Below are 23,875 nucleotides of genomic sequence, written 5' to 3'. Positions count from 1 at the left end.
TTTTTGGTTGTGTGAGGACATTATTGAATTTGCACCTGTTGATTGGAGCGGAAGGAGCGAGACTCCTGCGGGAGTACGGGGCAGGGGAGACCCCGCAGGCGCGCTAGCGACGAGGAGGCTCCCCGGCACGCCCGCGGAAAGCGAAGCTTCTGGAACGCAAATCAACAGACATGTTACATTAATAATTTCATAACGAATTAACGCAGTGAAATGTTAAAGCTACATAAATAAATATAGACTGTCGAAGGTTTTTCAACAGCCTGACCCCAATCTTTTGGGGTTATTTTTGTTTAATTAGTTATGAAGGCAGGAATATATTTATAAAAATAATAAACAAAATATTGAAAAATTTGCTATACTAAATGAATAAAACAATGTGAATTGGAGGCAATCCGATGTAAAAACCTTTACTTTTATACAAATAAATTGAATAAAAAGTGAGGGTGTTTTATGTTCAATATTGTCGGAAGACCCAGTTCTTTCCGGTTTCTTTGGTTTGGGCAAATGTTTGCCAACTTAGGGGATATTTTATATATCGTCTGTTTAATTAAGTTGATTTTTGAGGCGACAGAGTCCGTTACCTATATGTCACTAGTTCCTTTTTTTAATACCTTTTCCGCCTTGATTAGCGGTTTATTAGCACCATTGGTTATTAATAAATACAGACTCAAATCGATCTTGTTTTTTTCGCAAAGTGGAAAGTCATTATTGCTACTCGTATTAGGCTTAAGTACTGCAACGATTGAAGAGGGAGGTTTGATTTGGGTTTATTTGCTTATTTGTCTTATTTCTTTTTTAGATGGGTGGGCGTCGCCAGCTCGAAATGCACTTGTCCCTAGTCTGGTGGAAGAGAGTAAGCTAGTAAAAACCAATAGTTTACTGTCTATTTCCGATCAGATTGTCCAACTTATTGCCTGGCCAATCGGCAGCATTCTGTTAGTCTCCTTAGGGGCAGGAAAAATTCTTTGGTTAACCTTTAGTTTGTACTTTATTTCTACAGTATTAATGGGGTTAATTGAACCGACTGCTCATTTACCAGGTCAAGAAACCCAAACTCGTATGGATGCCTTAAAAGAGGGCTGGAGAATGTTATGGAATTCAAAGCAGCTTCGGACAATCAGTTTTATGAATATCCTTGAAACTTTTGCTAATGGCGTATGGATTGCTGCCATCTTGTTTGTTTATGTCTCAGAAGCATTAAATAAAGGAGAGAACTGGTGGGGATTTATTAATGGATCCTTTTTTGCCGGAATGCTGTTTGCTGGACTGCTGATTTATCGTTTTTCCTACCTATTAGAAAGAAATTTAGGGAAAACGATTCTGTGGTCAACCTTTAGTTTAATAGCTATTACCTTTATGTTCGGGACTACTTCCATTCCGTGGTTTGCCCTTTTCATCTCCTTTTTGTTTGGCCTGCCGCAAATGGCACGGGATGTAGCTGAGACAACGATTATCCAAAAAAACGCAAGGGAGCAGCTTCTAGCTAAAGTCTATTCAGCACGAGGGACATTAATCTTTGGTACATTCGGGTTATCCTCGCTCGTGATGGGCTGGATTACCGACGAATTTGGCGTGCGAACGACATTTAAAGTGGCGACAATCCTTTTTATTTGTTCTTTTTTGCTCGCACTTAGGAGCAGAAGGTATCTGTTTGGGGAAACAATTTCTAAAAGTAATTAATTTTAAAGGGAAACTACTTGATGGTTTCCCTTTTATCAAGGAAAATAACACTATATCGATATGAAAAAGGAGCGGTTGTTCTGTTTATTCAATTTACGAAACAACAAAAAGACAGTATGATATCCGAAATTCAACGTTTTTTCTATGAAGAAAGAGATGAGGAGATTGGCTTAATTGCTGCTGAAAATGCATATGAGTTTTTTAAAAATCAATTAGGACCACACTTTTACAATGAAGCGATAAGGGACGCTCGCAAAATAATGGAGCAACGAATGGCTGCATTAGAAGAGGATCTTTTTTCATTGGAAAAGAAATTGAAGTAAGAAGGGAATTGTTCAATGCGACCGATAATATTAGGCATCTTTGCTGCTTTCTTTTTTGCTTTTACCTTTATATTAAACAGATCGATGGATTTAGCGGGTGGCAGCTGGATTTGGAGTGCATCATTACGCTATTTCTTTATGGTTCCTTTTCTTTTTATCATCGTAATCGGACGAAAAAATTTAAATTCATTGCTTTTTGAAATGAAAAGTCACCCGATAACATGGCTCGTATGGAGCTCAATTGGTTTTGGGCTGTTTTATGCTCCTATATGTTTTTCTGCGGCCTATGCACCTGGGTGGTTAATCGCCGCCACGTGGCAAATAACGATTATCTCTGGATCACTTCTTGCTCCACTTTTTTACGAAAAGGTGATGACTGAAAAGGGACCCATTCAATTGAAAGGGAAAATTCCTTTTAAAGGGATGGCCATGTCATCAATTATTCTGCTAGGAATCATCTTGATGCAATGGCAGCAAGCCAATCATTTATCAATTGCTGAAATCTCTCTAGGTGTGCTTCCAGTTATCCTAGCATCATTTGCCTATCCGCTGGGAAATCGTAAAATGATGGATTTATGCGGAGGCCGTCTCGATGTTTTTCAACGAGTTTTAGGAATGACGTTAGCGAGTTTGCCTTTTTGGTTTGTTTTATCCATATACGGATTACTTAAAGTGGGACCACCTAGTATTGGGCAGTCCATCCAATCCAGTCTGGTTGCCATTTCCTCAGGTGTTGTCGCAACCATTCTCTTCTTTCATGCTACAGACCTGGTAAGAGGGGACATGCAAAAATTAGCTGCAGTTGAAGCAACTCAATCGATGGAAGTTTTATTTGCGGTTATTGGTGAATTGTTCCTTTTAAATTCCTTATTCCCGAATGCTTTATCGTGGAGTGGCATGGGATTAGTAATGGTTGGTATGGTGTTGCATAGCTATATTTCACACAAAAGTGCTCCAACCTCGATTTCCATATCAACAACTGACAACAGAATACGCTCATAAAAATATTGAATCCTTATCAATCTTCGTTGATAAGGATTTTTACTTTATCCAATAAGAAAGGGGGTTAATTTTTCAATGGCTTCCTGTAAAATCACAGCATTTTTCATATACATCGCTTTTGATTTATCACATTCGGTTTCAAGTGAAAATATTTCTAAATCAGCTTGGGTTTTTTTTAGTGTCGCCATTAAGAGAGGGCGTTGAGCTGCTTCAGGTACTTTGATTTTATCATCATAAAGATCAACGGTTACTCCCCCATATGAATCTACTTGCCCAAGAAAAACATTATCAAGGGTAACTCCTAGTTTTTCTAACTCAGTATAGAGCCAGCCTCTTCCTTTTCCAGCGCACCTTAATGGTTCATCCATGATATTTCCATCCATAATAACGGTTTGAGGCTCTCTCTCTTTCCCCATTTTCATTTGCATATCTTTTGGTGTAAGCGGCCGGTTTTCCTTTTTTAATAAGGCACTTAGATTTCCTCGCGGTTCCAAAACAGCAAATTCAACGTCTGTGAATTGGAAAATGTTCTTTTGGCGAAGCAGAGCCGAAAGTTCATCAATCGTATATTTTTCCTTTTTTAAATTGTTCTCTAATATTTTCCCGTCCTTTATAACGACAGTGCCTTTTCCTTCAACGAAATCACTGAATTTTTTGCTTTTTATTGATAAAAAGTTCACCAAAAAAGTAATAAATCCAAATACGATAATAGCCAGGGCACCATGATACATGTTAGACTCAAGTCCCGTAACTACTTCACCGGCAATACTTCCAATTGTAATACCTGCAACGTACTCAAAGAAGGATAGTTCTGAGATTTGTTTCTTTCCAAGTATTTTTGTTGTAATAAATAAGAGCAGCAAAAAAATCAACGACCGAGTAATAATAAATAACCAACCTGGCATTATTTTTCACCTCAAAATCATTATGAACCTTTATACTGCGGTTCTTGACGTTCAAGTTCTAAAACACGGTATTGTAGATCTTTTTTTATATTAGCAATTGTTAATGCTGTTTCATGGAATACGGCCTTTGCTTCCTCCTCAAGAGAATTTAAGGCGAGGGAGGATAACTGTGCTTCAATTCCTTTTATTGTAGAAAGACATTGCATTACATTTGAAGCAACTGTCACATTGCAGACTTCCTTTCATAAAGTGATACGTTAATTTGTTGATGAAATGAAAAATGGGTTGGCAGAATCGCCAACCTATTCTAACCATTATTGGTTGTATTGTGGTTCTTCAGCTAAAATTTCTTGTAGACGTGGCTCAACGCTGTCAAGAACTGTTTGAGTTTGTTGTGCTGCCTGCTGATAAATTTGTTTGGCATTTTGGTTATCAGTTGCTAGTGCAAAGGTTTCAAAGCTTGCCTGAGCACTTTTTAAGCCAGCTAATGCTTGTTTTACTTGTGTTCCTACTGTCATCTAAAATTCCTTCTTTCTAATTAAGATTTCAATACAAAAGTAGTATGCCAAAATAATGAATGCATATGTATTTTAAAATAAGTTTCGTGTACAACAACTTTTTCCAATCAGTTGAAAATTTCCGAGAAATTAGCAGCCGTGATATAAAAATTGTTGAGGGATCTAATAGAAAAATGAACTTCGAATTTTCGTTGAATAATTCAAATATTGGCAATTATAAGGTAAAATAGAAATCATAGGAAGAAGAATCATACATAAGGGAGAGATAATTTTTGATCTTATTTAAAAGAAAAGAAGTAGCTGATGATCATCATGTTAAATTAGTTGCCTATACCATAATTTTATACATAAGCAGTTTGTTTGTTCCATTTGTAGTTGTGGCATCCTTTCAGAGTCTGGTTTACTATTCACGGTCCCAATGGTTTTTTACGACCCCATTATCCGCTTATATAACGTTTATGTGTGGAATGTTGTTTATCGCAGTTGTATTTACTTTTTATTTACTTTTTAGAGAGCGCTGGGAAGGGCGTGCTTTTAAATGGATAACAGGGATATTATTGATTGCAAGTATTCCAGCATTTGCCTTGAGCTTAACGAATTACTATTATTTGGATGAAGAAGGTATCCATTATAATTCCTTGACAAGCTTAAAGGAAACTGAATATAAATGGGATGAAATAACAAAAGTTCATGTCGTCTATCGAAACCACCAAGGCACCACTGGTTTATTTCAATATAAATTTGAGAAAGGGGATGGCGGTAAAGTAACCCTTCTGAATAATGATTACTTGAGGGATCATAGGTGGCAAATTGAGGAAAAAATAAAAGAAAACCATATTCCCGTGAAGGACAATTATAATAATCCAATTGTGGATTAACAGCCAATGGCGATTTTTTATGATCCATCTTCAAAATTCACAGTTTTGTAACAATTTTTGGGTAAATTCTAAATATTCCGTGTTATAATAAGGTTGTAAAAGAAAATATTAAAGTTAACATCTTAGGAGGCTCAACCATACGTGTTCGTTCCGTTAGTGAACGAGTAGTAAGGTTATTCCTATACAATCATTTGGTAGGTGGAGCGATGTAACAGCCACATTGGAAAGGCATAAATCCAAAACAAAATCCTCTTATAGTGCTATTTGTGTTTTCAATCGTAGTCACTATCAAAGGAATAAGTTGAGGATTTATAGATGATTTCATCTGATACAAGAATAATTTTATTTCGATGTAATCAATCAAAACCCTAATCCAAATAGCTACATTGCCAAGAAGCTATAAATCCAAATGATGGAGTAAGAGTCTCAATTGGTTTCAAACCAAAGATTTGTTTCTTTTAGGAATTTGAATTCCATTAAATTACATGTGAATTAATTCCTTAAACGGAACAAACACACATCAGCGGATTTTTCAAAGTATCCTCTTTTGGTTGTTATTTGACTAAAAAGGAAACGTATTTTGATTATTTAATTGGCTGATGTCATGGTTGGGTCCCCTAAGATGTTAATACCACTAAGGAGTTACTTCAGAAAAGAGGTAGCTTCTTTTTATTTTTTTTTTGAAGTTCATACTTCATTGAAATTCAAATAGAAAGATATTAATACAATCCTGATAACATGGTAGTTGCTCTAACTATTCAATTAATAAAAGCATATAATTATTAATCAAGTTCAAGATTCGTTATACTGTAATTAGAAGTCTATTTTGAAAGGGGCCAGATAATGACAGGAACACAAGAATTAACTCTGATCGAACAACAGGAAGCAATCATGGCAAAAATTCAGCACCGCAAATTGACGAAACGAAAGATTTTTCAACGGGTACTATTAATAACTATTGGTGCCATGCTAATGGCAGTGGGACTCGAAATATTTCTCGTTCCCAATAATGTTATTGATGGCGGGATTACCGGTATTTCCATCATGCTTTCCTATATTACGGGATGGAAACTAGGGATTTTCCTTTTTATCCTTAATATTCCTTTTTTCTTCATTGGTTACAAGCAAATCGGAAAAACATTCGCTCTATCTACCCTTTATGGTATTATCGTTCTTTCGATCGGTACTACTTTACTCCATCCAGTTCCAGCCTTTACTCAAGATATACTCCTTGCAACCGTATTCGGTGGAATTGTCCTCGGAATAGGTGTGGGAATGGTCATTCGATATGGAGGCTCCTTAGATGGAACTGAAATTCTTGCCATTCTTTTTAATAATAAACTTCCTTTTTCCGTTGGGGAAATCATCATGTTTTTTAATCTCTTTATTCTAGGGTGTGCTGGTTTTGTTTTCACATGGGACCGGGCGATGTATTCGTTAATTGCCTATTTTGTCGCTTACAAAACGATTGATATCACCATTACAGGCCTTGATGAATCCAAATCAGTTTGGATTATTAGTGACAATGCCAAACAAATTGGCGATGCCATTATGAATCGTCTTGGTCGAGGCGTTACGTATATTAATGGCGAAGGAGCCTATTCAGGTGATATTAAAAAAGTAATATTTTGCGTTATCAATCGTCTTGAAGAAGCAAAATTGAAGGAAATCGTTACCGAAAATGACGATAGTGCCTTTTTAGCGGTTGCGGATATCGCAGAAGTTCGTGGAGGAAGATTTAAGAAAAAAGACATTCATTAAAGCTGGCAAAATTTTGCTGGCTTTTTTTTATTTTTCCGTATTTATGGTTGTTTTTTTTGATATTAAAGTGATATCATAATGATGAGAGATGGAAAAATTAACTAAATGGAGAGTGGTTGGTTTGAACGAGAAAAATATAGGCAAAATAAATGGTTTCTTGGGGTTATTGCTATTACTTTTAGGTGCGGCAATGACTGGCCTCAGTTTTAATCAATTTGTACTAACTGAAAACTTTATTTGGTTATTAGCAGCTATTTTGTGCGCTTTAATCACAATTCTGCTCCTTTCAGGTTTAACAATTATTCAGCCTAATCAAGCAAAAGTATTCACATTATTCGGCAGTTATCTAGGTGTAATTAAGCATGAAGGCTTTTGGTTGACATTACCCTTAACTGTTAGAAAAACGGTCTCACTTCGGGTTATTAATTTTAATAGTGATAAGTTAAAGGTAAATGACTTAGAAGGAAATCCGATTGAAATTGCAGCGGTTGTGGTTTATAAAGTATCTGATACTGCCAAAGCGGTTTTCGGGGTGGAAGATTATAAAGAGTTTGTCCATACACAAAGTGAAACAGGATTGCGACATATTGCCAGTCAGTACCCCTATGATAACTTTAACAATGACTATGAAATTTCATTAAGGCAGCATTCAGATGAAGTAGGCGATGAGTTAACGAAGGATTTGCAAACAAGACTGGGTTTGGCCGGTGTGGAAATTATCGAAGCAAGGATAATGCACCTAGCCTATTCAAGTGAAATTGCTCATGCGATGCTTCAGAGACAACAGGCGAAGGCGGTGTTGGCAGCACGGAAGGTAATTGTTGAAGGGGCTGTTTCTATGGTGAAATCAGCCATTGATCAGTTAAGTACGGAAGGGATTGTCGAATTGGATGAAGAAAAGAAAGCTCAAATGGTCAATAATTTAATGGTTGCATTAGTTTCTGAAAAGGGTAGCCAACCAGTGATTAATACAGGAACAATTTACTAAGGTTGTGGTTTGATGGCTGAAAAAAAACGATTTTTATTGCGTATTGACCAGCAATCCTACGATGCAGTAGAAAAATGGGCAAATGATGAATTTCGTAGCATCAATGCGCAAATAGAATTGATAATTAACAAAGCACTTAAAGAGGCAGGAAGATTAAAAAAACAAACTCAAGGTGAAAATAGTGACGAAAATTAACCGTTTGTTGTAATTGGGCAATATGATATAACGTATTTTATGTCGTTTCATAGCGAAAAAATGGTTGATTCTTCATCATCTTTTGTCGTACCTTGCGCTTGCCTTGGAAATAAGTTTTGCAAAAAATGAAATATTTCCTAAAAAGATGGCAGAATCTCTGCCATCTTTTTCAACCTCAAAATAAAAGCTCGTATACTTCATTCAATTCATAAGCTCTTTTTTCGTCTTGTTCTTCTTTTGCATATCTAATTTCATTTGGGAGGATTTTATTTAAAAAATGAATTTCTCTTTGGTTCAAATCTCGGACAAAAGATCCCTCGGATGTATAATGGCCATCCGACAATTTATAAAATAATCGCCTGCCATCTGAATGTTCATCAGTATAATTTGATAAAATTTCCCTAAGGTATCCTAACGTTTTATCCATTTTCATCACCCAACCTTTCAGCTTTATTTTTTAACGGAATTTTTTTTATATGCGCTCAAGCAATATGTTTAGATGGTTAAACTAGCCGAAAGGGGAAAGATAGGAAATACTAGACAAAAAAGCAAGTATGAAGTCATACTTGCTTAGTAAAAGAAGAACAAGAAGCTGATAATGGAAGAAATCAGACTGGAAATCGTCTATACACCAGAAACTGTACCCGTACCTATCATCCATTACACCTTTGAACAGGTAATTATTCGATAGCTTAAATAATCCTGATACTTTATGACCATATTTCCATGCTGATTAAGAATATCAAAAAGCTCGGGTTCGAAGATATTAGAAAAATTAAACTCCTGTGCGTGGTTTCCTTGACTCATGCTTTGGCTTTGGGACTTCAGTACAATATTTTGAAACCCTGTAACTTCTAATAGGTGACTCCAATCCTCCTCTAATAATAAGGAATCTAATGCGTAAAAGTTCTTAATTTCTTTTTCTTCCTTCTGACTTAACCTCTTATTAATAGTCATTTCGTTGGCAATAAGACGGCCACCTGGTTTTAGTACTCTAAAAAATTCCTTTAATGCCTTTGGTTTATCTACAAAAGCTAATACTGATTCGGACAAGATAAAATCGAAATTATTATCTGCGAATGGAATCTTTTCGATTGACCCTTGAAATAATTGAATCGGAAGATGTAAGCTTTCAAAGCGGCTCTTTGCCTTTTCAACCATTATCGGATTGATTTCTAAACCGAAAACTTTAGCGTTATACTGCTGGTACAAATAAGCAGTAGTTTGTCCAGTTCCACAGCCTGCATCTAAAATTAACGAGTTCTTAGTAATATTTTCTTTGGCAAGCATGTTTTTGGTTAATGGGATTCCACCTGGATGGGCTCCGCCAACACCAAACTTGGCTAAGAAATCAATATATGTTAATCCTCCCATAGACTCCACCTACCTATCTTTTTTGCATAGTATGATAAAAAGCGGAGAGAAGTTCATTTCTTTTGAGCTTTATTTCGTGTGATGTTAAAGTACGATCCAAATATAGATACCTATAATAAAGTTATGTAAACTAAAAATAAACTCAATATTAATTTTTGGTAATAAAACCTGCTTCTTTTTATTATCTTCTTCATATCCTTACATTACCAAATTAAAAATGAAACGCCTTTATCATCCGATTGATAAAGGCAGTTAAGGCGGTGGATCCTTGATTTTACGTCAAACAATTCTATGGATTTGGAAATTAATCGATCCCTTCTTTTTTTTATGTTCTCGTTTGCATTACGTTAACAATGGAAGTAAAGGACAATCGATATTTCGTGTTCGGATTACTAAATATAAAGGGGATAATTTTACTCTCTCTGATGGCACATGCATTAACAGAAATGACTTATTATTAAAAATTCACTTCCACAATGTCAGGTTAATAAATGACCATCTAAAAATTAAGAATGATCTAATTCGTGCAAGACTGATTTATAAGTTGGTTCTAGGTTCGATGCCATTGCTGGCCGTCTATTTAAAGGAACATCCTGAAGAGGTAAAAATTAAGGGGGTAATTGGAATTACAACTATTAATAAAGGTGTAAGGTCGTTAGGGTTCGAATGCTATCCTCCTTCAAACCGATTATATATTTACTTTAAAAAAATTGGTCAACTGCCTATATTCTTGCTTTCCAGTTCTTCCTTCAAAAACTTTCACAAAAATCAACTTACTTATTTATTTTTATCAAAGAGAAAACTTTATGATATTTATTGGCAAAATCCTGCTAGTAAATAACAAAGCATCACAGGTTCCTAATAATAATTTTCAAAGGAATTGAACAAATTAAACAAATGGAAAGGGACTTTTCGCTTTCCATAAACTTGGAAGGAGTGCTGTCGATGAGGAGCAATAGAAAGCAGTCGTTTTTCAAGGTGCTTAAGCCTAAACGTAAGAGTAATGGAGCAATGTGGGCATCCCTCTTAGGCCTTGGAATAAGTGCGGCTACTGTTTTTGGGGTAACAAGAGGGAAGCGTAAAGACTTCACACTTCCTTTTCAAAATGTTGTAAAAAATTTTTCCCCTAAGATGAACTTTAACAGGATGGATGACACTGCCTTAACAGAGTTTTCAGAAGAGCTATTAGAAAGTGCTTTAAATAAAAATAATATTAAATAAAAAGATGCCTTTCGTTAGCCTAAAAAGTCCGCCATTGCGCGGACTTTTTTATAATATAAGAATTTATATATTGAACTTTGAAAATTGTCCAGCGCAAGCGCCCTAGCGACTAGAGTGATTCCTTCACCTCCCTACGATAAGTCAACATCGGTTCAATTCGTTTACCGTGTTTCCTTTAGCTAATCAGAATTTATTCCCTAAATTCTGAACGCATAAATTCAACTACGCCTCTGTCTTCGCCTAACGGCTTGCCAGTCGGCGAGTTTACATTAATCTCAGTCGGTTCAGTCCAGCTCTTACGTCGCTGAACAGGGCGCTTGCGCTTTTCTAAATATGTTAAGTTGCACCAGGAACTTTACGTGGTATGTATTGGATACTCTCTGAAGAATAGAGTTTTATGATTAACAAATGACCCAGTGTTTTCGCTTGAATTAACACAGGTTGATTATACTTATTTTTAAATGCAAAATCTGGTCCATACCAACTAACTGTGGCATCACGTCCTGGTGGAATATAAGGAACCGCTCTACTGTGTGAAAAGCGCTCCGTTACCTCGAGTCCAGCATTATCCACAGCATTAAAGAGTGTTGAGGATACTTGGCAGATTCCACCACCAATATCTTCGGTAAACTCTCCTCTTACGATAACTTTAGCTCGCAGGTAACCCCGTGTTTTTGTGCGTTTACCCACAACTTTATTGAATGAGAACGTCTCCCCAGGGAAAACAACATAATTATTGATTGCGTTTGCTGCTAACTGAATATTGGTGGAACGGTTTTTATTATGTGAATTATAAGAAGTAACATAGCGGCCAATCCGCTTGTAACGGATATCATCAAGTAATTCACTATCCACTTTTGGCGGGACTCTGAGCATGGGTAATTCAATACTGGACTGTTTATGTGAAAAAAAATAAACATAGAATTGTTCCGTAAAGGAATCGCGATGGATGCGATAACCTACACGCTCGGAGATAATACTTCCATTTTGGTCTAAACGGGCATTTTCAGGTTCTACAGAAAACTTTTTGTCTAAATTGTCCAAAAATTGATTGTATCGATTGGAATCAATGATTGGTAAATCCGTATAAGGAATGGAAAAATCTAATCGATTGATGCTTGTCACATTGCTGCCATCTTTTGTAATGGTTAAACTATCTGGAGAATTAACTTGTTGAGTCCCCAGAAAAAAACCCAATATCAAAGCTAAAATCATAACCTGCAAGCCTCCTCATTATAATATTGGTAGTATTTTGCCATTTTATGTAATCCAAAAGGTGTAAGAAATAATTTAAAAATTTTCCAACTAAAGCTTTACAAAAAATAAAAAACATATTATTATCATTATTAATAATGATAATAAAGTTGAGGAGCTAATTTTGATGATGAATGAAACTACGGTTGAGGTTATTTTACACCCAGTACGGATGAGAATTATACAATACTTAATTAATCAACAACTAACAGCCCAGCAATTAAAAGAATTGCTCGCAGATATCCCTCAAGCGTCATTGTACCGGCACATAAAAAAACTTGTAGAAGCAGAAGTCATTCATATCGTGGACGAAATACCAAATCGGGGCACAATCGAAAAAGTGTATTCTATTCATAATCCAAACAAAGCTTTAATTGGTCCTGAAGAAATAAATAAACTCTCTAAGGATGAACATATGGGCTTGTTTATTAAATTCATGGCCAATTTAATGGGTGAATATGATAGGTATCTAAACCAAGAAATAATTGATTTAAGAAGAGACGGTGTATCCTTCCGGCAGGCGCCCCTTTACTTAAGTGAAGAGGAATTCGCTGAATTTATTAAGGATTTAACCGCGGTTTATACGAAGGTTACGCTGAACAAGCCACAAAGGGACAGAAGAAGAAGAACGCTTGCAACGATTATCATTCCAGAACAATCGAAAGAACAATAGGGGGCCTTGATCATATGGAGAAAGAGGTTACGATACAAAGTAAAGTAGCATTAAAGGGGACATTAAGTATCCCTGAAACTCGCGTCGAAAAGAACCCAGCCGTATTAATCATTCCGGGAACCGGCAAATTAGATCGTAATGGAAAAGTGAATAAGAAGTTGGATTTAAAGCTCTATCGACAATTAGCCGATTTTTTAACTTCCATTGGTTTTATTAACCTGCGCTACGATAAACGAGGTGTTGCCGAAAGTGAAGGTGATTATTTAACAACTGGGTTGTGGGACTTAGTAGAGGATGCCAGGGCAGCAGTACGGTTCTTAAAAGGACTCCCCGAAGTGGACGCTAATAAAGTCATAGTTTTTGGACATAGTGAAGGAAGTATGCTTGGTACGGCAGTTGCCTCCCGTGAAGAGCTAGGTGGCTTGATTTTACTAGCAGGTGCTGTAGAGACATTGAGCGAAGCGTTAAAAAGACAAAGGGACATTGCTACTCAGGACATCATCAATGCAAAAGGATTTCAAGGATTTTTACTTCGCTTATTGGGAGTACAAAACAAAGTTGAAAAACAGGCACAAAAATATATAGATAAGGTTCTTAACTCGACAAGCGATGTAATGAAGGTAAGTTTTGTTAAAACAAATGCCAAGTGGATGCGCGAGCATTTTACCTATAATGTGAGAGAAGATTTGGTGAAAGTTACTTGCCCTGTTCTGGCGATTACCGGGGAGCGAGATATTCAAGCAAATGCTGAGGTGCTAAAAGATTTGTCGCATTATGTAAAAGGGGATGCACAATATCATATTGTGGATAACATGGGGCATTCCTGTAAGTATATTACGAAAACGTCAACCATGTTTACGGCTAAAAAAGATATCATAGCGGAAGGAAATCTGCCGTTACATCCTGAACTTATTAAATCCCTAGAGGCTTGGCTACAAAATCATTTTATAATCAATGCTTCTCAGCAATCGGATATTATTTAGTTTAATTAGGACTGGGCTGTCAATATGACGGCCTTTTTTTGATTGTAATGAAAAATTTGAAGAATTATAGTATATTAGCAGTAAATAGATATCTGCTAGCAATTAGCTAATAGAAGAATAGGAGTGTCTTCCATGACTGAAACCGAAAGAATTCAATTAAATATCAGAATTACCAAGGAAACCTCGGCGAAACTGGATGAAATTGTCGAGTATTATCAACAAGGGATAAAGCTTGGTAGGATCTATAAAGGTGATGTCTTAACGGATATCATCGAAAAGTCATATGAAGTAATGAATAAACAAAAGAAATCGAATCGGAGATATTAATAGGTTGACAAGGTCGAGAGAGAACCATTCGTTTCTTGGCCTGTTTTATTTTTTACATAAAAAAACATGTTGATGTTTATTAGAATATTTAGAAAAAAGTTTGAATATTTAAATTTAGAATGTATAATTTATTTATAACATACCAACTGGTTAGTATGAGAAGGGAGTGTATGAAGCTGCCTCCAATGGCGCATATATTGTAAGCGTGTTAAGAACTGACTTCTTTGGATAACATTTAGTAAGTCAGGGAGTTAGTCCAGGATTGAAGAGTGAGATGGTAAGGGTGGGATAGATTATGAGATTAGTTGGAAAGACAGCAATCGTTACTGGCGGAGGGAGCGGGATTGGACGCGCGACCGCAATTCGATTTGCAGAAGAAGGCGCGAATGTCGTAGTTGCTGACGTTGACTCCAATGCAGGAGAGGAAACGCTAAGTTTAATAGAAGTTCTCGGAGGCAGGGCTATTTTTGTTAAAACAGATGTTTCTGAATCAGGACAAATGAAAAATTTAATCCATGTTACCACCAATACATTTGGGACCTTAAATATCATGTTCAACAATGCGGGAATAAGCAATTCAGAGGTTAGAAGTGTTGATTTGGCAGAAGAGGAATGGGACCGGGTAATCGATATTAATTTAAAGGGTGTATTTCTTGGAATCAAATATGCTATTCCTGAGATAGTGAAAGCAGGCGGCGGTGCGATTATTAATACTTCAAGTTTGCTCGGACTTAAAGGGCAAAAATATATGTCTGCCTACAATGCTTCAAAGGCGGGAGTGGTTGTGCTGACCCAAAACGCGGCCCTTGAGTACGGAAAATACAATATCCGGGTCAATGCCATCGCTCCAGGAGTCATAGATACAAAAATTATTGATTTATGGAAGCAAAATGAGCGAAAGTGGCCGATTATCTCACGAGCCAATGCCCTAGGCAGAATTGGTACTCCTAATGAAGTAGCCAATGCGGTTCTATTTTTAGCATCGGATGAAGCCTCATTTATTACCGGCGCAACTCTTTCAGTTGATGGAGGAGGTCTGACTTTTTAACGATTAGTCAATGGTAGAGAAAAAATTGATGGAGGAAGATTCATGAGTGAAAAGAAAAATTGGTGAATTCTTTACCCTGAATCTATCGCAATAAATGTTAAGATGCCGAATAAACCTTTAGGACAAATTCTTCAAGAAACAACGGCAAAATATCCTACAAATAATGCGCTTTCCTTCTATGGAAAAAAGTTATCATACCAGCAATTATCCTCCCTTTCTCTAGCTTTTGCTTCAGCCTTGCAGCATAATCAAGTTCATATTTTATTGCTATTACTATCACGAGTGGATAGGGGAATTTCTTGAAGTTTCAATGGAATGTGTATAAAGGAGAGATATAGAATATGATATAATTTTTAATAGACTTTTTACAGATTGTGAGGACATAACGGTGAAAGAAAAAATAACGGAACAAAGCATCCGCTTATTTGAAAAAAAAGGATTTAGTGAAACATCAATTCAAGATATTGTTGATTCCCTTAGTGTGACAAAGGGTACATTTTACTATTACTTCTCGAGTAAAGAAGAATTATTAATGGATATCCATCTTGGTTACATTGATGAATTGCTACTTCAACAAAATCGGATATTTAATGACGCAATGAAAACCTGTAAAGAAAAATTATTTGAGATAGTTTATATGCTGCTCACAGATATTAAAGACCGAGGGTCTGCAGCGAAAATATTTTTTAGAGAATTGAAAAATTTAAGTCCAGAACGCCTTGCCATAATTGACCCAAAGCGTGACCAGTTTAGGCTAAACATTGAAGGATTAATCAAAGCTGGAATGGAAAAAGGTGAATTTCGACCGGAATTAAATGCCCCGATCATTACATTTGGAATCCTGGGGATAACCAATTGGAGTTACCAGTGGTTTAATCCAAGTGGGAGGTGCTCTGATATGGAGGTAGCTGAGATTTTTGTCGAAATGATTTTAAAGGGAATTCAAGTAAAGTGAAGAAAAAGTGAGAGAGGGCTATTTATGATTAATCCCCTCTCTTTAAAAAATACCAACCGGTCAGTATTGAGGTAATATTCAATTTCTGAGTACTTAAACTACAACATCATAAATCTGAATTTTCAATATAAAAAGGAGGATAAATATGCCTCATCAAATAAGTAAAGATACGATCCCTGTCCGAAAAGGAGAAGAATTAAATTTATCGATTTTAGAAAAATTTTTACATGAGAACATCGTATCATTACCAGATGGTCACCTTGAAATCTTACAATTTTCTGCTGGTCATTCGAATTTAACCTACCAACTAAAGATGGGAAATTGGGAGGCAGTGTTACGCCGTCCACCACTAGGACCTGTCGCACCGAAGGCTCATGATATGAAGCGCGAATTTAAAATCCTATCAGAACTGCACCCTATTTTTCCTGCCGCCCCAAAGCCTTACCTTTTTTCAAACAATCTTGACATTGTAGGCAGCCCGTTTTTCCTTATGGAAAGAAAAAATGGAATTGTCGTCGATACGTTCTTCCCAGATGGGATCACAGTAACTAAAGACGTTTGCCGGGGCCTATCGGAAATAATGGTTGATAAGCTTGTGGAATTACATGACATCGATTACAAACAGACTAAGTTGGCTGAAATAAGCAAGCCAGAGGGCTTTATGGAACGACAGGTCCATGGTTGGGTTGGCCGGTATGAACGGGCGAAAACCGATGAAATTGCTGTCGTCGATTCCTTGGAAAAATGGCTGATAGACCATATCCCCAAAAACCACGATGCAGCCATCATTCATTACGACTTTAAGTTTAATAATGCGATGTTTAACGATAATTTAACGGAAATGGTAGGTTTATTCGATTGGGAAATGACCACCGTAGGAGACCCGCTTGCTGATCTTGGAGTAGCAATGAGTTATTGGAATCAGCCAGATGATTCTGACCTTTTGAAAATGGGATTAGGCAAGGCGCCAGTGACAGCTGTTCATAAAGGATTTTTAACGAGAAGACAATTTATCGAACTATATTCGAAAAAGAGCGGCCGAGATATCGCCAATTTCAATTTTTATTTAACGTTTGCTTACTTTAAACTCGCCGTGATTGGCCAACAAATCTATTATCGCTATAAAAAAGGGCAAACACATGATGCTCGTTTTGCCAATTTTAATTATTTTGTTAAAAATCTAATTTTGCATGCAGCAAATGTTGCTGATGAAAAGCTATAAGGGAGCTGGATAAGAATGACAAAAATTCACCTCCTAATGAGGAAAGAAGATATCAAAGAAGAGAAAATCGCAGATGGGAAAAAACTCGCTGTCGTACTTGATGTTCTTCTGGCAACAACAACGATTGTTTCAGCTTTAAAGGATGGTGCAAAAGAAGTCATTCCAGTATTACATCGCCAAGAAGCTATGGAGGTTGTTAAGGAATTTCAGCATGGGCAGTACATACTTGCTGGAGAATTGGATGCTTATCCGATCAACGGGTTTGACTATCCTAGTCCTATATTGATAGGAGAAACTATCAAAGGAAAATCACTTATTTTATCGACAACGAACGGAACGGTTGCTTTAAGAAACTCGTCTTCAGCAAATAAGGTCTATGTCGCATCTTTGTTAAATAGTCCTGCGGTTGCCGCTTCCCTTCAAAAAATGAGAGAAAAACAAACGATTCTCATTATTTGCTCTGGGAATTCTGGTGAAATAAGCTTAGAGGATTTTTATGGTGCCGGTCATTTAATTGATTGTTTATTGAATTTATGCCAATACGAATTAACGGATGCAGCTAAAGCAGCCCTTTATTTTTACCGAGGACACGAAGATTCCTACGAAGTTTTGCTAGATTCTTATGTTGGTAAATTGTTAGGTAAACATAATCACCATGCTGACGTTAAGATGGCTGCCTCAAAAGGAATCACATCGATAGTACCTATTCTAAAGGATGGAAAAGTTGTAATTGAAACAACCTGCTCTGTCTAAGTCAGCTTTAAGAGAGTATCATTCCTTTTCTAAAGCAATAGTTGAATGATCAAATAATTAGCTGGAAGGAAGATGGAAATAAGTAGGAGGAAACCAGCATTTAAAGGAAATTAGGGGTGGATAATCATGAAAGCTATACAATTGAAAGAATACGGTGGTCCAGAAGTATTACATTTGATTGAAATGAAAAAACCGATTCCCAATGGACATGAAGTATTAATTGAAATTAAGGCAATTGGTGTCAATTATGCGGATACAGCAAGAAGAGAAGGTCAGTATGTCGTACCCACACCGCTTCCGTTCATTCCCGGAGCTGAAATTGCTGGAGTTGTCGTAGAAGTGGGTGATCAAGTAACAAATGTTAGACGGGGAATGAGGGTAGTCACTTTGATTGAATCGGGCGGTTATTCGGAATTTGCCGTTGCTGATGAGCGCTCGCTTATTCCAATACCTGAGTCATTAGACTTTCAGCATGCTGCAGCCTTGCCACTTCAAGGCTTAAGTGCCTACCATATATTAAAAACCATGGGCCATTTGGAACATGGCGATAGTGTCCTCGTTCATGCGGCTGCAGGTGGAGTCGGAACCATCGCTGTGCAGCTTGCCAAGCTTTTTGGTGCGGGTAAGGTGATTGCTACTGCAAGTTCAGCTGGAAAATTGGAAATGGCTCGTGAAATGGGAGCCGACGTCCTCGTGAACTATACCGAACCTAACTGGGATCAGCAAGTTCTTGAGGCAACAGGTGGCAGAGGGGTGAATATTGCTCTCGAAATGGCAGGCGGGGAAATTTTTCATAAAACATTAAAATGCCTGGCAACGTTTGGTAGACTTGTTATTTACGGTGTCGCAAGTGGGGAGCAAGCTCGTTTTTATCCGTCAACACTGATGGGCAGAAATCAATCGGTTATTGGTTTTTTCCTGCCGCAAATTATGAGAAAACCAGAACTGCTGCAGCCAAGTTTAGTAGACCTACTTACTTATTTAGAAGCAGGAAAACTGAAACTTACCATTGGTGGCGTGTTTCCATTAAAGGATGCAGCAAATGTTCATACTCTAATGCAATCACGTAAGACACAGGGCAAGTTGATTTTAGAGCCATGATTTTTTTCCATGAAAGAGGGGGCTCCAAAGCAATAAAAGGTTTCATAGTTGTTAACAAGGGTCTTGAAGAAATTCAAGGCTTTTTTGCGTTAATCTTTAATAATTTATGAACAAACTGTTAAATAGTAGAGAAGATTTAGGCAGATGGTTTGATATACAAAAAAATTCGATTACACTAAAGAGGTAAGTTTTTTTAAGTTGGGAGTTGAAGAGTTTTGAAAATATTAGTGATTGAAGATAATAAAAGTGTTTGCTCGATGATTGAGATGTTTTTTGCCAAGGAAGGAATTGAGGGTGTTTTTGTAAATGATGGCTTAGAGGGCTACAACTGTTTTAAAACTGGGACATGGGATGGTCTCATTATTGATTGGATGCTCCCGGGAATGGACGGGGTTTCAATCTGTCGGAAAATAAGAGAAGAAAAGTTTACCGTTCCAATTATTATGTTAACAGCCAAGGACAGTGAATCCGATCAGGTGCTCGGGCTTGAGATGGGCGCGGATGATTATGTGACGAAGCCGTTTAGCCCATTGACACTAATGGCGAGAATTAAAGCGGTAACACGAAGAGTCCAGACACAAATGCCACAGGAGCAAGACAATTTCCTAAAAACTGACCATTTTAAGGTCAATAAAATCACGAGAGAAGTGTTTGTTGACGGAACGCCAATTACAAATCTAACGCCAAAAGAGTTTGATTTACTGTTTTATATGGTAGAGCATCCGAAGCAGGTTTTTTCGAGAGAGCAGCTGCTTGAACGGGTGTGGGGATATCAATTTTACGGTGATGAGCGAACCGTTGATGTCCACATCAAAAGGCTCCGGAAAAAGGTTGAAACCACTTCGCAGCCATTCTTCCATACAGTATGGGGAGTAGGTTATAAGTTCGATGACACAATCAAAGCAGATGAAGTTTAAGTATATTTACCAACAGTTTTTTAGTCATATTAGCGTCATCATAATTGCATTTTTATTGTTAAGCATCATTTTTACCCATTATGTTGAAAATTTGATTTATGAAAACAAAGCAGAGGAACTGATTTCATTTGGTGAGGCTATTATTTCAGATATGAAGGAGAATCCTCCTGCCGCTAACCAGATCATAAACCAATACAGCAATATGTTGGCAGCGAGAAAAATGAGACTTACTTGGTTCGATCAGAATGGCGTGTATTTGACAGACAAAAATGGACCGAATATTAAGAACTTGTCTCCTAAACAATGGGATTTGGTTACAAAGGGAGAAACTCTGATTATCCCCATTGATTATAAAAGTTTTGGGCAGGAAGGTGTTACATTTGTAGTAAAACCCTACGTAGATAAAGGCAGGTTTTATGGCGGTGTAATTTTAATTTCGCCAATCAGCGGTTCGAGTAAAATGATCGAACAAATAAATAAATTTTTACTGTATACCATCTTGATTGCTTTCGGTGTTGCCTTTTTACAAAGCTGGTATTTGTCGAGAATTCATGTCCATCGGATTAAACGGCTTCGTGATGCCGCGTCACTTGTATCTGAGGGAAATTATCATGTTAAGGTAAATTCCGCTAATTTTGATGAAATCGGTGAATTAGCCAACGATTTTAACCACATGGTCGATAAAATCAATGCCTCGATGGAGGAAATTGAGAGTCTCGAAAATCGGAGACGTCAGTTTATGGCCGATGTTTCCCATGAAATGCGGACACCGTTAACGACAATTAGCGGAGTGGTTGAAGGGTTAAAAAATAACATGATTCCCGAAGAAGATAAAGAGAGAGGGATCAATTTAGTAAGTCATGAAGCAAAAAGACTGATTCGCCTCGTCAATGAAAATCTAGATTATGAAAAAATTCGCTCGAATCAAATCCAGTTATTTAAAGAAGATATTCAGCTGTTGGAAGTGCTGGAAATCATTCAGGAGCAATTATTGCTCCAAGCAGAAGAAAAAAATAATCATATCCTGGTGGAAGCAGCACCTGATGTGATGGTGAATGCTGATTATGATCGCTTAATTCAAATTTTAATTAATATCACTAAAAATAGTATTCAATTTACATCAGATGGGACAATCTGGCTACGGGGAAGAACAGACCAGAACTATACGATTATCGAGATAGAAGATACTGGTGCTGGTATCGATTCGAATGAAATCGAAAATATTTGGCGTCGTTTCTATAAGGCCGATATTTCAAGGACAGGTAACCCCTATGGTGAATTTGGTCTAGGCCTGTCTATTGTTAGGCAATTAGTTCTCCTGCATAATGGCGAAATTGAAGTTAATAGTGAACAAGGAAAAGGAACGAAATTTGTCATCCGATTCAAGTATGAATAATTTCTTTAAAGCCGCGGGTTGAAAATGCGGCTTTTTTCGTGTTTATTCCATTTAATTTCGTATTAAATTCCAAAACTCGTTATAGTTTGTTAACAATTTCTTAAGATTTGTCAGGTAAAGTAAAGACAGATAAGAAAGACATTAAACAATGCTTAAAGGAGAGCGAATGAGATGGAATTTAAAAATGAAAATGAATTCGATAAGGATCAAACAAATTCATCTGAGATGACTGAAAATACTAGTGAAGAAGCGTCACATAAGGATATAAGCGATTTCGGCAATATGGAGGAAAATATGAATGCAGTGGATGCTGAGTTCCCGATTGAGCCTCATGAATCCATCCATACGGACGAAAGTGGAAAGTCAACAGAATTTGAAGGACAAGCAGAAGCAGCCGTTCCTCCGATTATGGAACAAACTCGGATAACGAACCAAGTTGAGCAAAAGAAGGATAAGAAACGGAATGTAAAAGGGTTTGCATCCACCCTTGCTGCAGGGGTGATTGGGTCTGTATTAACGTTAACGATTCTCCCGCATACGGATTACATAAAAAGCTTTTATCCGAATGCAGAGAATCAAGTGACTAGTGGTACTGGGTCATCGGTAAAGCAAGTAGTAGCGCAGCCAACAATGGCATCTTCCGGTTCCATTGCTGATACCGTTGAAAAAGTATCAAAAGCAATTGTGGGTGTTGTTAATTATCAGCAACAGCAAACCAATGATCCTTGGGGAAATTCTAGTAATCAAAAAAGTGTGCAATCCGGTTCTGGCTCAGGGGTTATTTTTCAAAAAAATAACGACATCGCCTATATTGTTACAAATAATCACGTAGTCGAGGGCGCTTCGAAGCTTGAGATTTCTTTATTTGATGGCCAAAAAACAACAGCTGAAGTCGTTGGGACTGACGCCCTAACTGATCTAGCTGTATTAAAAATTGATGCAAAATACGTCACAGCAACGGCTGATTTCGGGGATTCGTCTACCCTTAGACCTGGTGATCAGGTTTATGCGATTGGGAATCCACTTGGACTTGATTTATCAAGAACGGTCACACAAGGTATTGTCAGCGCCATTAACCGCAGCATTTCCGTTTCGACATCAGCAGGTAACTGGGATACAAATGTTATTCAGACCGATGCAGCCATTAATCCTGGAAACAGCGGTGGTGCATTAATCAATCAACAGGGTCAGGTAATTGGTATCAATAGCTTAAAGATTTCTGAGAGTGGTGTCGAAGGTTTAGGCTTTGCTATCCCAAGTAATGATCTCATTCCAATTGTGAACCAATTAATTAAAGCTGGAAAAGTCGATAGACCGTACCTTGGTGTTGGCCTTGCCGATTTAGACCAGGTACCACAAGTATATTGGCAAAACCTTCCAAACAACGTTAAACAGGGCGTTTTGGTGATGAATATTGATCCTAATTCTACAGCAGCCACTGCTGGATTTCAGCCGAAGGATATAATTGTTTCGATGAATGGTACGAAAATAGCTAATTCCTCGGAATTACGAAAATATTTATATTCAAAAGTTAAGACCGGTGATGAAATTAAATTTGAGGTTTACCGTGACGGCAAGCAGATTACTTTGAAGGCGAAATTATCAGCTAATAAAGGGGCATGATTTCAGAGATAATAAGACCATCCCAATTGGTCTTGAGGTGACAAGAAGATGAACAAGGTTGGTAGGTATGCAGCTAGCGGAGAAGCTGATGATTTAGAACTGATGAATATGGTCTTTGAGCTCGCCGAAAAGGATAAAATGGTTATGTGGTCTGAAGACTATATTGAACTTGTAATCGATAAATTACCGGTTTATGCTCGTGATATTTTAGAGAATCGTATGGAAAAGTGGGAAGATACGAAGGTCTATTATCAGAAACAGCTTCAAGAAATTATCAATGATCTAGAGTTTAAAAATATAGTAAAGGGCGAACGAAAGGAGTTCGCCCTTTTCGTCATGGAGCGATATCCAGAGGTTCGATCCTTATTGTTCTTATTCTACGACGGGAATTTAAAGGATGATGACATTAGGAGGTTTGTTTACCGAAGAAGGTTTGGGGCCCGAAAAAAGTACCTTCATTAAAGTTATTAGCGGAATAAAGTGAAAAGTTGGGGGAATGACTGCTCATTCCCGCGGATTTAAATTGCCAACCTTTAGACAAATCAGAAAAAACAGGCTTGCAATCAGTACCGTGAAACTTTACAATAGAAATAACTTGTTTGGAAACGGAGGTGGGGAAGAGATGAAACGTTCTATTTTTGCACGCTTACAGTGGCTTGAAGCCCTTACTATTTATCGTGCAATTTTTCATTTGGTAAGTTTCAAAGGGGGGGAGTCTGTCCTATTTTCGAAACTTCATATTGATTTTGAACGATAACACATCTCTAAACCCACAATA

Annotated in this window: 28 protein-coding genes; 22 read left to right on the top strand and 6 right to left on the bottom strand. The window is 37.3% G+C overall.

The genetic code is table 11. The features are described 5' to 3' along the window. The first annotated feature begins 450 nt into the window (after positions 1-450). Genes RTR43_RS10020 through RTR43_RS10010 form a run of 3 tightly spaced genes read left to right on the top strand, consistent with a single transcriptional unit; the run spans position 451 to position 3,005 of the window. Positions 451-1,680, top strand: coding sequence for an MFS transporter (locus RTR43_RS10020; protein ID WP_312471522.1), 1,230 nt, complete (start codon positions 451-453; stop codon positions 1,678-1,680). Between the two features lie 20 nt (positions 1,681-1,700). After that, the gene (locus tag RTR43_RS10015; RefSeq protein ID WP_312471520.1) at positions 1,701-2,003 is read left to right on the top strand and encodes a DUF2164 domain-containing protein; all 303 of its coding nucleotides are present in this window, start codon (positions 1,701-1,703) and stop codon (positions 2,001-2,003) included. Positions 2,004-2,018: 15 nt separating this feature from the next. Further along, the gene (locus RTR43_RS10010) at positions 2,019-3,005 is read left to right on the top strand and encodes a DMT family transporter (RefSeq protein WP_312471518.1); all 987 of its coding nucleotides are present in this window, start codon (positions 2,019-2,021) and stop codon (positions 3,003-3,005) included. 44 nt (positions 3,006-3,049) lie between these two features. On the opposite strand, the gene RTR43_RS10005 is transcribed toward RTR43_RS10010, so the two are convergent. From RTR43_RS10005 to RTR43_RS09995, 3 genes are all read right to left on the bottom strand, one after another. Further along, positions 3,050-3,910 carry a DUF421 domain-containing protein gene (locus RTR43_RS10005; RefSeq protein WP_312471516.1) on the bottom strand — a complete coding sequence of 287 codons (861 nt, stop codon included), beginning with the start codon at positions 3,908-3,910 and terminating at the stop codon, positions 3,050-3,052. A gap of 20 nt (positions 3,911-3,930) precedes the next feature. Next, on the bottom strand, positions 3,931-4,137 hold the full coding sequence (locus tag RTR43_RS10000) for a DUF1657 domain-containing protein (protein ID WP_312471514.1): 207 nt from the start codon (positions 4,135-4,137) through the stop codon (positions 3,931-3,933). A gap of 87 nt (positions 4,138-4,224) precedes the next feature. Next, on the bottom strand, positions 4,225-4,428 hold the full coding sequence (locus tag RTR43_RS09995; RefSeq protein WP_248734558.1) for a DUF1657 domain-containing protein: 204 nt from the start codon (positions 4,426-4,428) through the stop codon (positions 4,225-4,227). A 272-nt stretch (positions 4,429-4,700) separates the two neighbouring features. On the opposite strand from RTR43_RS09995, the gene RTR43_RS09990 reads away from it, so the two are divergent. The 4 genes from RTR43_RS09990 to RTR43_RS09975 all read left to right on the top strand — a co-directional run bounded on the left by RTR43_RS09990 (position 4,701) and on the right by RTR43_RS09975 (position 8,250). Continuing rightward, entirely contained in the window at positions 4,701-5,306 is a 606-nt protein-coding gene (locus RTR43_RS09990; protein WP_312471511.1) for a hypothetical protein, read from the top strand. Positions 5,307-6,197: 891 nt separating this feature from the next. Continuing rightward, complete coding sequence (locus tag RTR43_RS09985; RefSeq protein WP_396954558.1) at positions 6,198-7,067, top strand: YitT family protein; 870 nt, start codon at positions 6,198-6,200, stop codon at positions 7,065-7,067. Between the two features lie 121 nt (positions 7,068-7,188). Next, positions 7,189-8,055: an SPFH domain-containing protein gene (locus RTR43_RS09980; protein WP_312471507.1), complete on the top strand. Its 867-nt coding sequence runs from the start codon at positions 7,189-7,191 to the stop codon at positions 8,053-8,055. Positions 8,056-8,067: 12 nt separating this feature from the next. Then, positions 8,068-8,250 carry a type II toxin-antitoxin system antitoxin gene (locus RTR43_RS09975; RefSeq protein WP_312471505.1) on the top strand — a complete coding sequence of 61 codons (183 nt, stop codon included), beginning with the start codon at positions 8,068-8,070 and terminating at the stop codon, positions 8,248-8,250. A gap of 175 nt (positions 8,251-8,425) precedes the next feature. Here RTR43_RS09975 and RTR43_RS09970 read toward each other — a convergent pair whose 3' ends face one another. Next, the gene (locus tag RTR43_RS09970) at positions 8,426-8,677 is read right to left on the bottom strand and encodes a sigma-G-dependent sporulation-specific acid-soluble spore protein CsgA (protein ID WP_248734553.1); all 252 of its coding nucleotides are present in this window, start codon (positions 8,675-8,677) and stop codon (positions 8,426-8,428) included. 233 nt (positions 8,678-8,910) lie between these two features. Beyond that, on the bottom strand, positions 8,911-9,624 hold the full coding sequence (locus tag RTR43_RS09965; RefSeq protein ID WP_312471503.1) for a class I SAM-dependent methyltransferase: 714 nt from the start codon (positions 9,622-9,624) through the stop codon (positions 8,911-8,913). A gap of 268 nt (positions 9,625-9,892) precedes the next feature. Between RTR43_RS09965 and RTR43_RS09960 the strand changes: the two genes are divergently transcribed. Together RTR43_RS09960 and RTR43_RS09955 are read left to right on the top strand one after the other, a co-directional pair. Then, positions 9,893-10,465 carry a YkoP family protein gene (locus RTR43_RS09960; RefSeq protein WP_312471502.1) on the top strand — a complete coding sequence of 191 codons (573 nt, stop codon included), beginning with the start codon at positions 9,893-9,895 and terminating at the stop codon, positions 10,463-10,465. 104 nt (positions 10,466-10,569) lie between these two features. Next, positions 10,570-10,845 (top strand): hypothetical protein, encoded by a 276-nt coding sequence (locus RTR43_RS09955; protein ID WP_312471501.1) that lies wholly within the window; start codon positions 10,570-10,572, stop codon positions 10,843-10,845. A gap of 336 nt (positions 10,846-11,181) precedes the next feature. On the opposite strand, the gene RTR43_RS09950 is transcribed toward RTR43_RS09955, so the two are convergent. Beyond that, positions 11,182-12,060 (bottom strand): VanW family protein, encoded by an 879-nt coding sequence (locus tag RTR43_RS09950; RefSeq protein WP_312471500.1) that lies wholly within the window; start codon positions 12,058-12,060, stop codon positions 11,182-11,184. A 166-nt stretch (positions 12,061-12,226) separates the two neighbouring features. Here RTR43_RS09950 and RTR43_RS09945 point away from each other — a divergent pair, with 166 nt between their 5' ends. The 13 genes from RTR43_RS09945 to RTR43_RS09885 all read left to right on the top strand — a co-directional run bounded on the left by RTR43_RS09945 (position 12,227) and on the right by RTR43_RS09885 (position 23,854). Further along, entirely contained in the window at positions 12,227-12,772 is a 546-nt protein-coding gene (locus RTR43_RS09945; RefSeq protein WP_312471497.1) for a helix-turn-helix domain-containing protein, read from the top strand. A 14-nt stretch (positions 12,773-12,786) separates the two neighbouring features. Then, positions 12,787-13,755, top strand: coding sequence for an alpha/beta hydrolase (locus tag RTR43_RS09940; RefSeq protein ID WP_312471496.1), 969 nt, complete (start codon positions 12,787-12,789; stop codon positions 13,753-13,755). A 132-nt stretch (positions 13,756-13,887) separates the two neighbouring features. Continuing rightward, on the top strand, positions 13,888-14,082 hold the full coding sequence (locus tag RTR43_RS09935) for a hypothetical protein (protein WP_312471495.1): 195 nt from the start codon (positions 13,888-13,890) through the stop codon (positions 14,080-14,082). A gap of 295 nt (positions 14,083-14,377) precedes the next feature. After that, a complete protein-coding gene (locus tag RTR43_RS09930; RefSeq protein ID WP_312471492.1) occupies positions 14,378-15,130 on the top strand; it encodes an SDR family NAD(P)-dependent oxidoreductase in 753 nt (250 codons plus the stop codon). Positions 15,131-15,518: 388 nt separating this feature from the next. Continuing rightward, positions 15,519-16,085 (top strand): TetR/AcrR family transcriptional regulator, encoded by a 567-nt coding sequence (locus tag RTR43_RS09925; protein WP_312471491.1) that lies wholly within the window; start codon positions 15,519-15,521, stop codon positions 16,083-16,085. Positions 16,086-16,230: 145 nt separating this feature from the next. Further along, positions 16,231-17,307, top strand: coding sequence for a phosphotransferase family protein (locus RTR43_RS09920; RefSeq protein WP_312471490.1), 1,077 nt, complete (start codon positions 16,231-16,233; stop codon positions 17,305-17,307). 15 nt (positions 17,308-17,322) lie between these two features. Further along, positions 17,323-18,060, top strand: coding sequence for a 2-phosphosulfolactate phosphatase (locus tag RTR43_RS09915; protein ID WP_312471489.1), 738 nt, complete (start codon positions 17,323-17,325; stop codon positions 18,058-18,060). Between the two features lie 126 nt (positions 18,061-18,186). After that, complete coding sequence (locus RTR43_RS09910) at positions 18,187-19,161, top strand: quinone oxidoreductase family protein (RefSeq protein ID WP_312471488.1); 975 nt, start codon at positions 18,187-18,189, stop codon at positions 19,159-19,161. A gap of 215 nt (positions 19,162-19,376) precedes the next feature. Beyond that, positions 19,377-20,078: a response regulator transcription factor gene (locus RTR43_RS09905; protein ID WP_248734541.1), complete on the top strand. Its 702-nt coding sequence runs from the start codon at positions 19,377-19,379 to the stop codon at positions 20,076-20,078. Further along, positions 20,050-21,474 carry an ATP-binding protein gene (locus RTR43_RS09900; RefSeq protein WP_312471486.1) on the top strand — a complete coding sequence of 475 codons (1,425 nt, stop codon included), beginning with the start codon at positions 20,050-20,052 and terminating at the stop codon, positions 21,472-21,474. Before RTR43_RS09905 ends, RTR43_RS09900 begins: the two co-directional genes overlap by 29 nt. Before the next feature lie 171 nt (positions 21,475-21,645). Then, the gene (locus tag RTR43_RS09895) at positions 21,646-23,097 is read left to right on the top strand and encodes a S1C family serine protease (protein ID WP_312471484.1); all 1,452 of its coding nucleotides are present in this window, start codon (positions 21,646-21,648) and stop codon (positions 23,095-23,097) included. A gap of 48 nt (positions 23,098-23,145) precedes the next feature. Next, a complete protein-coding gene (locus RTR43_RS09890; RefSeq protein ID WP_312471483.1) occupies positions 23,146-23,559 on the top strand; it encodes a hypothetical protein in 414 nt (137 codons plus the stop codon). A 160-nt stretch (positions 23,560-23,719) separates the two neighbouring features. Beyond that, positions 23,720-23,854: an RAxF-45 family protein gene (locus tag RTR43_RS09885; RefSeq protein WP_264760440.1), complete on the top strand. Its 135-nt coding sequence runs from the start codon at positions 23,720-23,722 to the stop codon at positions 23,852-23,854. The last annotated feature ends 21 nt before the right edge of the window (positions 23,855-23,875 follow it).

Origin of the sequence: Neobacillus sp., assembly GCF_031988165.1 — a bacterium.
Lineage (GTDB): Bacteria > Bacillota > Bacilli > Bacillales > Cytobacillaceae > Neobacillus > Neobacillus rhizosphaerae.
This window is presented reverse-complemented; position numbering and strand designations above follow the sequence as displayed.